Source organism: Glutamicibacter sp. (assembly GCF_050701915.1).
Taxonomy (GTDB): domain Bacteria; phylum Actinomycetota; class Actinomycetes; order Actinomycetales; family Micrococcaceae; genus Glutamicibacter.
In genome coordinates, this window is record NZ_JBOGEG010000061.1 from 1 (window position 1) to 9,135 (window position 9,135).

Consider the following 9,135-nt stretch of genomic DNA (forward strand, 5'->3'; position numbering starts at 1 on the left):
CCCGGGTTTAGTCCTGCACTCATCACTTACGAGCAGGTGTTGAGTTTTCCGTCGTCGTGGTAGGCCACAGTCGAATCGAGCACTAATGGCCCACCAATCAGCACATTTGTCCAGCCTTCCATCGAAGTCAATGCAGAACCCACGGACTTGGGCAGGCACGATTTCTTGGAAAGCAGCATCGGAGCGCCGTTATATCCGGCGGCGACTGCGCCGGTCAGTCCATCTGGGAAGTTCTTGCCGTTAGCAATGAACTGGCGTTGCGAACCACCTGGCCAGAATTTCTTGGCGATAACCGCGCTTGTCTCGTAACGTGTTTCGCCACCGTACCGTGCGATACGAGCGTTAGGGACAGCGCTACGGATCTGCTTTTCAGCGGCCGAAGAAACTGCCAGGGTTCCGCCAGCGATGTAGACGGTCGAGGGGTTCAAACGCTTGAGCTGCTTGAGAACCACGCTAGGAACATACTTCTTGCTGCTAAGCAGCAGTGGGGCGTTGCGATCAGCGGCAACCGCTGCCATAGACAACGCATCTGGGAAGGCCCGCCCAGATGCTATGAAGACGGACTTTGAAGATGACCAATTGCTGGCAACTTCGGCACTGGTGCCGTAACGGGTGCTACCAGCTTCACGAGTGACAGGTGCGTAGCGTGATAGCTGCGAAACAGTCTTGCTGCTCACAGCAGTTGGACCGCCGGCAACAATGATGCGTGAAGGATTTAGGCGTTTTATCTCGGCTCCAACTTCACTTGGCAAGTAGCCCTGCTTGGTGAGCAACAGCGGAGCACTATGGCGGGTAGCCAAAGAAGTGACTGACAATGCATCTGCGAAGTGTTCACCAGAAGCGACGACCACCGTCTTGGCACCCGATGGGAAGGTGCGCTTGGAGATCGCAACAGGTGTTCCATAGCGGTTGGCACCGTACATGCGCGACGGACCTAACCGCGTCGGCCACACATCCATATTTCCGAAGTAGCTGGTAGTCATCTTGTACGCGGTGCTACGACGGTTCTTCGCAAAGTCACGCAGCGATGTCAGATCGCCGTTCCACACGTTGGCATCAACATTCTGCGTTGACCCCAACATATTGGAGTTGGAAGAATACTGCCAGACGTTGAAAGTGGTCCAGCCTTCGGGTAGTTCGCGAGGATTCTTCGCCACGTCAGCGGTTGGGAAGATCGAGACATGCAGTGGCCAGGACTTGAACGCTACAGAGTCACCCGTGCACTCATCCCACCACGACTGAGCCGTGTAGATCATCGGCAGGCGACCGGTCTTGGCCTTGACCGTATTGCCGAAGTCCTTGATCCAAGTAACCAGTTGGGATGGGGTCATGCCGTAGCACATATCGCCCTTGCCCTGCGGGTAATCGGTCTTGTTGTAGGGGTTCCACTCGATATCCAGCAGTGGCGGCATGGTGTACCCGTCATTGGTCCAACCACCGCCGTTGGCCATGAATTCCCTGGCCTGTGCAGTGCCTGAAGAATGGGCAGGCATGGCGAAATGGTACGCGCCGCGAATTAGGCCGGCATTGCGCGAGTTGGTGTAGTTCTGGCTGAACTTCGGGTCCTTGTACAAGGAAGAAGGCCAAGACTGGGTCGCCTTGATGTAGGCGAAACGTGCTCCGTTTGCCTTGGCAGTGGACCAGCTCACGTCACCTTGATGGCGGGAAACATCGATTCCAAGGGTGCCAGGTGGACGCCACGTCCGTAGCTCGTCAAGGGAAGCCGGCGCACCCACCTGGAATGGAATGGAAGTTGCAGAATCATCTGAAGACAGCTTCGCGAGATCCGCTAGCTCGTCCATTGTAGGGATAGTTGCGTCGCCGGTCTCGGCAATTCGCTTGGCACCCTGGCCCAGCTGGGCATCGAGGTTCTCCACCTCCAATTCGGCCTTCGCCTTGTCGGCCAGCTGCACGCGTTCTTTTTTGGAAAGATCGCCGCCTTTGGACAGTGCCTTGGAAATTTCTTCAGCTGCTGGAGTTGCAATGGCAGCCGATACGCTTGGCGCTGGCGCCTCGGACTCAACTTCGTTGGTGCTGGTCCCTGAGGCCTCGGCCGCAGGAGATGGCGTAGAAGATGGTTCTGGCGCGTCAGCCACGGTAGCAGTGGGCGAAGGTGCCTGAGTGGTTTGAGCGGAGGGTTCTTCTGCTGGCGCAGCGAAACCCGGACCAGCAGTAAGAGGGATGGAAAGTGCGGCTATGACCGCAATTGATAGAGCTTTGGATCGTCGCGTCCGGACCGCCGGCATGGATTCCCCTGAATAATCGAGTGCAAGTGAAATGGCAAAAGCCTTGGCCAGTATATCTACCTGGTGTTTCCCGGCAAGATTCCGGGATTTAATATCGGCGTTAAAGCCGGCGGAAACTGGAATCAGGGAATGCTTAATCGGCTAATTTCACCGGTTTTATGGTCTTTGGAACCATGAGCCAGGCAATTACTCCGACTAGGCCGACGATAGCCGAAATGTTGAAGGCCAATTCGAAGCTGATCATGTCGGCCATGGCTCCGGCCAGCAGCGGGCCGATGATGGAGCCAAGATCGGTGCACATCTGGAACCCGGCCAGTGCCTTGCCGCCGTTGCGTCCGGAACCAATCACGTCAGCCACGGACGCTTGCTGTGCTGGGCCAAGCAGCCCACCGCCAAGACCGGCCAGAACCGAGAAGACGATGAAGCCAACCAGGGAAGTGGAGTACCCCATCGCGCCAATGGACAAGAGCAGGACGCTCATGCCAAGGACAATGGGAATCTTGCGGCCAATGCTATCTGTGAGTCGACCTGAGAACACCAGCGCGCAACCATTGCCGATGGCAAACACGGTCATGGAAATTCCGGCGGCCGTGGCGCCCATGGATTGGCCGAATACGGCCAACGCGAAGAGTGGGATCATGCTGTTGCGCACGCCGAAGGCCAACCAGCCGTAGCTGAATCCGGAGAACAAAGCCGCCCGGTAGGCGGGGGAGACCAGCGCCTCGCGCGTGGTCACCACTTCAATATCAGAATGCCTTGAGCGTGGATTTGCTGCATCTGCATCCAGATCACGGCGACGACCCAACGCCATGTAGACCACACCGGCGGCAATCACCAGGGCGGTGCCGTAAATCAAAAATGGAACACGCATGCCAAGAGGTGCGAGCAGGGTTCCGAGAACCGGGCCGAAGACGTTGCCCAATAGGAACGAGCCGGCGTACAAGCCCGAGATGCGTCCACGGGATTTCTCCGGAGCCAGGCGCGCAATTAATGCCATTGCGGAAATGGTGAACATGGTTGACCCGAACCCGCCCAGTCCACGAGCGATCAATAGCTGCGTATAGTCTTGGACAACCGCGCAAAGCAAAGTGGATACCGCAACCAGCAGAACGCCGGTGACGTAGATCTTGGGCTCGCCGAGCTTCCCTACTAGAACCCCTGCTACCGGTGCGAAAATCAAACGGGTAAAGGCGAAAATGCTGACGATAATAGTGGCGGCCGCATTGCCGACATCAAAGCTCACTGCATACTGGGGCAAGATGGGGGCGATGAGCCCGAAACCCAAGGCGATGATGAATGCCGCTACCAGCAGTACGCGAATCTCTTGGGGGATTGGCGGTTTGGCAGTACGGGTGGTTTTCAATGCCATATCTATTGAAAAGATGGTTCTGCCACTAAGCGAGCAGTAACCGTCAGCCTTTCTGGAACGACGAACGGGGCTAAGCAACCCACCTGCCAGTCTAGCCTTGAATGCAAAATGTGCTGATGCTGGTGCCACCCGCCACATGATCCCTAAATCGTTGGAGATATGAGACGATTTAGAGCGTGCCTGATTCGCTTATATTAACCATCATCATTGTCGCGGTTGTTGCCGTGGTGGCCATTGGCGTCATTGCCTTCGTCGCCAAGGGCCGCAAACCCAAGACCCCGTATACGTCAGAGCGTGATTCAGACGACTTGCCAACTGGCCAGAGCGCTGAGGGCGATACTGATGCCGCAGCGGACACTGCCGGTGCAAGCGATGCGCCTGTCGCAGTTCAAGAGCCTGCCGCACCGGTTGCGCCACAGCTCGATGTTCCAGAACCAGTGCAGGGCCGTCTGGCCCGGCTGCGTGCGCGACTGACCAAATCCAACAGCATGTTCTCCAAGGGCCTGCTGGCCCTGCTCAGCCAAGACTCGATTGACGAGGATGTCTGGGAAGAGATTGAAGAAAACCTGCTGATGGCAGACCTGGGTACCGAGCCTGCACTTGAGCTTGTTGACGCACTGCGTGAACGAGTGAAGATTGAAGGCAGCAAGGACCCGGCTCGCGTCAAGGCAATGCTTCGCGAGGAACTGCTCAAGCTGGTAGACCCGAGCCTTGACCGCAGCTACCTGCCAGAACCGCATCCGGACCGCCCAAGCATCATCATGGTGGTCGGGGTCAACGGTGTAGGAAAGACCACCACCATCGGCAAGCTGGCGCGAGTTCTCGTCGCGGAAGACAAGGATGTCCTGCTGGGCGCCGCCGATACTTTCCGTGCCGCCGCCGCCGAGCAGCTAGCTACCTGGGGCGACCGCGTGGGCGTGCCAACCGTTCGCTCCGAGATCGACGGCGCTGACCCGGCCTCCGTCGCCTTTGAAGCCGTTTCCGCGGGCATCGAGCAGGAAGTCGACATCGTCATGATCGACACCGCCGGCCGCCTGCAGAACAAGGTCGGCCTGATGGACGAGCTGGGCAAGATCAAGCGAGTGGTCGAGAAGAAGGCCACCATTGATGAAGTCCTGCTGGTTCTCGACGCGACTACCGGGCAGAACGGCCTGCAGCAGGCCAAGGTTTTCTCCGAGGTCGTCAATGTTTCGGGTATCGTGCTGACCAAGCTCGATGGCACTGCCAAGGGCGGCATCGTCGTGGCTATCCAGCGGCAGCTAGGTGTTCCAGTGAAGCTCGTTGGTTTGGGTGAAGGGCCGGATGATCTCGCCCCATTCAACCCGGAAGACTTCGTGGACGCACTGCTCGAAGGCTAATCGATAACTTCATATCTTTTTGATCTCCCCGTCATTTGAAATGGCGGGGAGATCTTCTGGTTAAAGGGACTTGATGGGCTTAGGTCTCTTGGGGCGACGCGCTTGCGGCGAAAGCCGCCGGCTTCGTCTAGGTGACAGACCATCCAATTCGAGTTCCGTAGTTACCTGGGGCAGCGACACGCCGTGATGCTATTCACGCGGAGAACTGGCTGAACTCTGATGCGCTGGATCCAGGGAGTTATCTAAAGTTACTTGTCAGCAGAGAAAAAACTAGGTTGGCCGTGGCAGGTATTAGCGTACTGTGCCCGCAAGTCGCATAAGGATTTGCAGTATGCGGTCAGGTAACTTCGATAAAGATGTTTTGGGGCATTGAATTTCTCCACTGTCGTACGAGGCGTCTGGAGTTCTGCTCAATGAATCCAGAATTCTTGTAAGAAAGATCGATCTGGCAAAGGACTCACACCGACGTGTCGTCGAATCAAGACCTTCCGATTCCCGTTAATAGGGATTCGCGAACCAAAGCTTTCCGTGCCGATATTCAGGGGCTTCGTGCCATAGCCGTTGGAATCGTGGTGCTCTATCACTTCTGGGGACACTATCTGCCCGGAGGATTTGTTGGCGTTGACGTATTCTTCGTGATTTCCGGTTTCTTGATTACCTCTCACCTGATATCCAAACCGCCTAAGAATCTCGCCGATGTTGCGAATTTCTGGATGCGACGAGTGAAACGCTTGATCCCAGCATCTTTTTTGGTGATCTTCGCCAGCGTTCTATCAATCTGGATGTTCGCGCCGACCACGGTCTGGCAGGACTGGGGACTGCAGGCAGTGGCTGCAACTTTCTACTTCCAAAACTGGTTCTTGGCCTTGACTAAAGTCGATTACCTAGCGGAAGGGGACGCGCCAAGTCCATTCCAGCACTTCTGGTCATTATCAGCTGAAGAGCAGTTCTACTTCGTATGGCCAGTACTGATTGGGTTGCTGATCTTTGCAGCGGTCAAACTCGGGCTTAAGCCTGCCATCGTTGCGCTGGCGGGAATCAGCGCAGTGTTTGTTATGTCCTTCGGATATTCGCTTTATGCAACGGCAACCGAGCCGGGAAGCGCCTACTTCTCCACCTTTACTCGAGTATGGGAATTCGCAGCCGGCGCTCTTGCCGCAGCGCTGGGTCCACGTTTGCATGCGGCAAAACAGGACCTTGTCAGTTTGGTTGGCGCCTGGGGTGGTTTACTAGCTATTGCCTTCAGCGCGTTGGCTTTCACTGGAACCATGCCATTCCCCGGCTACATTGCCGTCATCCCGGTATTCGGTACAGTGCTGATTCTGCTGTCCCACTCCACCCATAAGTACTCACCTAGTGTTCTGCTGAACTCAAAGTTGTTCCAGTTCTTTGGGGATAATTCCTATGCCATTTACCTGTGGCATTGGCCGCTGCTGGTACTGATACCTTTCATGGTCGACGACTTCAAATGGCCACAGAAGATCTTTGCCTTGATCCTTACCTTGGCGTTGGCCGTTCTAACTCAGAAGCTTGTAGAAGTTCGGTTCCGTAAATTTATTGATACCTCCGTTGCGCTATCGGCGCCGCGATTCCTGATTTCCGGTAGTCTCGTTCTGGCTTTGCTTTCCGGGGCCTTCTATATCAACACGGCGCGCGTTCTCAATGATGCGAGAGACGTGGATAAAGCACTGGCCCAAGTGGAGCAAGCAGTGGGTAAAGAATGTTTCGGAGCGGCTGCACTGGCCAAAGATTGCGACCAAGAAAAAGATTTAGCAAACAATTACGACGTAGTAGCACCTGCGCCGATTGCGGCTAAAACAGATAAACCAGTTGTCTACAAGGATAATTGCTTTGCAAGCCAAAACACCGACTTCAAAGAGCGACCCGTATGCAGCTACGGTGATGGGGAGATCAAGGTCGCGCTTGTCGGTAACTCACATGCCGCCCAATGGTTGCCGGCACTGGAACCGCTGGTCAAGGAGCATGACTGGACTTTGGACACCTACGTTGCCAACCGTTGTGCCATCATGGGTGAACCGCAGAAATTCGATTCGGAGTCGAAGGCCGACGGGTGTGCTGAGCTGGGTTCTTGGGTTAGCGAGGAGATCGACAAAGAAGATTACGACCTGGTGATCACCTCCAACCGCCAATCGGTGCCGGTCAGCGGTTACGACATGAAGGATACGGGAGAGCCAGCTCAGAAGGCCTACGAAAAGATCCTGGAAAAATGGTCAAAAACTGGAGCTGAAGTCGCGGTTATCCATGATACTTCTTGGCCCGGCGAGACTTTAGAAAACGTTCCAGACTGTGTGGCATCAAACCCGAATGACCTCGATGAGTGCAACGGCGACGCGGACGATTGGATTCCGATGGATCCGCAGGTCGACGCGGTGAAGGCCCTTGAAGATCCGTCAGTTGTCCAGATCGACATGAATGACCAGCTGTGCCAAGAAGATCGCTGCTATTCGGTAGTTGGCGGAATCGTGGCCTATTGGGACCATTCGCACCTGACGGAAACCTTTGCCGAATCCCTGTCCCAGACTCTGGAATCCCGTCTGAAGAAGGCATTGGATTCAAAGGAATTGTTCCCGGCTGCATAGGGCTTTGCGGCACCTTGCTCGATAGGCTCTGGCCTCAACGCATTGATTGCGTCGAGGCCAGAGCCTATTTTTCCATGCTATCGCGCGTCGCCGATCCGGGAGCATCCCGGCCCGGGCGAAAAGTGGAAACACTTGGTTCATCGGGCAGCCAGAATCGCCACGGGAATTGCGGACCGCCGGCTATCCCGGCTACGCCTACCCGCGGCCCGGTGCGAAACGAGGTTGGAAGGCTGGGGGCTGCATGGAGCGTAAATGGGGGAGCGAACAGATCCAATCCATCATGCGTCAAGCTTTTAAGGCCCAGCGAGGTTGCCAAGTTACCCGGGCCACGGGCCAGCTGGATTTCCGGGATGGGATTGTGGGCGTAGCGGGCTGGCCGTTTCTCCAGCCTTCGTGCGCGGGCCAGATCGGTTCCTGAAATAATTTCGCCGGAGCGTACCAGCACCCCGGAGGCCATCCCCAGCGGCGAGCAAACGAAATTCAGGGCGTAGTGCATGCCGTAGCTGAAATACACATACGCGTGTCCGGGTTCCAGGAACATGGACGCGTTGCGTGCGGTTTTCCTGTCTTTCGAGTGGCTTCCCGGATCGTAGGGCCCTGCGGTCCCCAACCCCAGGTACGCTTCGGTTTCGGTGATGCGCACACTGACTGGTCCTCGAACGGAATCTACGGTGAGCACGGCGCCGAGCAACCTCGGCGCAACGCTCAGGGCATCGGGCAAGAAGAAAGATCGGTCCATGCTTCTAGTGTGCCCGACCGCGCTAAATTGTCCCTGGCTCCTGCCAAGATCGTGTGTACTTGAAACTTGGGGGTTCAAGTAACTCGCACTCGTGAAATGGAGGTGGACCGTGAAAAGGTCCATTTTGGCGGCAACCGCAATTGCCGGAATTCTATCGCTGGCTGCCTGTGGCGTATCCACAGAAGAATTCGAGGCTGCCCAAGCCTCGAGCGCAGCAATAGCTTCTGAAAAGGAAGCACTGCAAGCACAGCTGACAGAAGCAGAAACGCAACTGGCCCAGGCCAAGGAAGAAGCAGCAGGGCTTCGTGCGGCCGAGGAAGAACGCGTAGCTGCCGAAGAAGCCGAGAAGGCACGCAAGGCGAAGGAAAAGAAAGACAAGGAGGCCGCGGCCAAGGCGGAACAGGCCAAGGCCAGCAAAGCCAAGAAGGTCACCAAGCGCGAACTGGCGCAGATCGTGAAGCAACCGGATTCGCACATCGATGAGAATGTGATTCTCTACGGGCGGGTCACGCAGTTCGACTCCGCGACCGGTCCATGCACTTTCCGCGCTGAGCTGAGCCATGCGCAGGTCGGCAAATACGACTACGAGCACAATTCGATGTTCACTGCCGGTGACGGCCTGTCGAACTGCGACGCGCTGGATGACATCGTAGCCGAGGACATCGTCCAAATCACCGCCACAGTCACCGGATCCCTGAGCTACGACACCACCATCGGCGGGTCCACTACGGTGCCGAAGTTCCAGGTCGTGAAGATTAAGCGCCTGTAGCCGTTACCGGCGTTAGCCCAGCCAGCCCGGCATCGGCAGAAAGCACTTTCTGCC

General features: G+C 56.4%; 6 protein-coding genes. 3 read left to right on the top strand and 3 right to left on the bottom strand.

Annotated elements, in window-relative coordinates:
- Positions 1 to 26: 26 nt before the first annotated feature.
- Positions 27 to 2,096, bottom strand: coding sequence for a cell wall-binding repeat-containing protein (locus tag ACRDT3_RS18715; RefSeq protein WP_431494424.1), 2,070 nt, complete (start codon positions 2,094 to 2,096; stop codon positions 27 to 29).
- A 283-nt stretch (positions 2,097 to 2,379) separates the two neighbouring features.
- A complete protein-coding gene (locus ACRDT3_RS18720; protein WP_431494425.1) occupies positions 2,380 to 3,615 on the bottom strand; it encodes an MFS transporter in 1,236 nt (411 codons plus the stop codon).
- A 176-nt stretch (positions 3,616 to 3,791) separates the two neighbouring features.
- On the opposite strand from ACRDT3_RS18720, the gene ftsY reads away from it, so the two are divergent.
- A complete protein-coding gene (gene ftsY, locus ACRDT3_RS18725; RefSeq protein ID WP_431494426.1) occupies positions 3,792 to 4,973 on the top strand; it encodes a signal recognition particle-docking protein FtsY in 1,182 nt (393 codons plus the stop codon).
- Positions 4,974 to 5,440: 467 nt separating this feature from the next.
- A complete protein-coding gene (locus ACRDT3_RS18730) occupies positions 5,441 to 7,573 on the top strand; it encodes an acyltransferase family protein (protein WP_431494427.1) in 2,133 nt (710 codons plus the stop codon).
- A gap of 64 nt (positions 7,574 to 7,637) precedes the next feature.
- Here ACRDT3_RS18730 and ACRDT3_RS18735 read toward each other — a convergent pair whose 3' ends face one another.
- Positions 7,638 to 8,312: a DNA-3-methyladenine glycosylase gene (locus ACRDT3_RS18735; protein WP_431494428.1), complete on the bottom strand. Its 675-nt coding sequence runs from the start codon at positions 8,310 to 8,312 to the stop codon at positions 7,638 to 7,640.
- Between the two features lie 109 nt (positions 8,313 to 8,421).
- Between ACRDT3_RS18735 and ACRDT3_RS18740 the strand changes: the two genes are divergently transcribed.
- Positions 8,422 to 9,081, top strand: coding sequence for a hypothetical protein (locus ACRDT3_RS18740; RefSeq protein WP_431494429.1), 660 nt, complete (start codon positions 8,422 to 8,424; stop codon positions 9,079 to 9,081).
- Positions 9,082 to 9,135 lie beyond the last annotated feature (54 nt).

Bases quoted from the DNA above. Each gene is read 5' to 3' on its own strand.
- ACRDT3_RS18735 (WP_431494428.1), bottom strand. From the start codon at position 8,312: ATGGACCGATCTTTCTTCTTGCCCGATGCCCTGAGCGTTGCGCCGAGG.
- ACRDT3_RS18720 (WP_431494425.1), bottom strand. From the start codon at position 3,615: ATGGCATTGAAAACCACCCGTACTGCCAAACCGCCAATCCCCCAAGAG.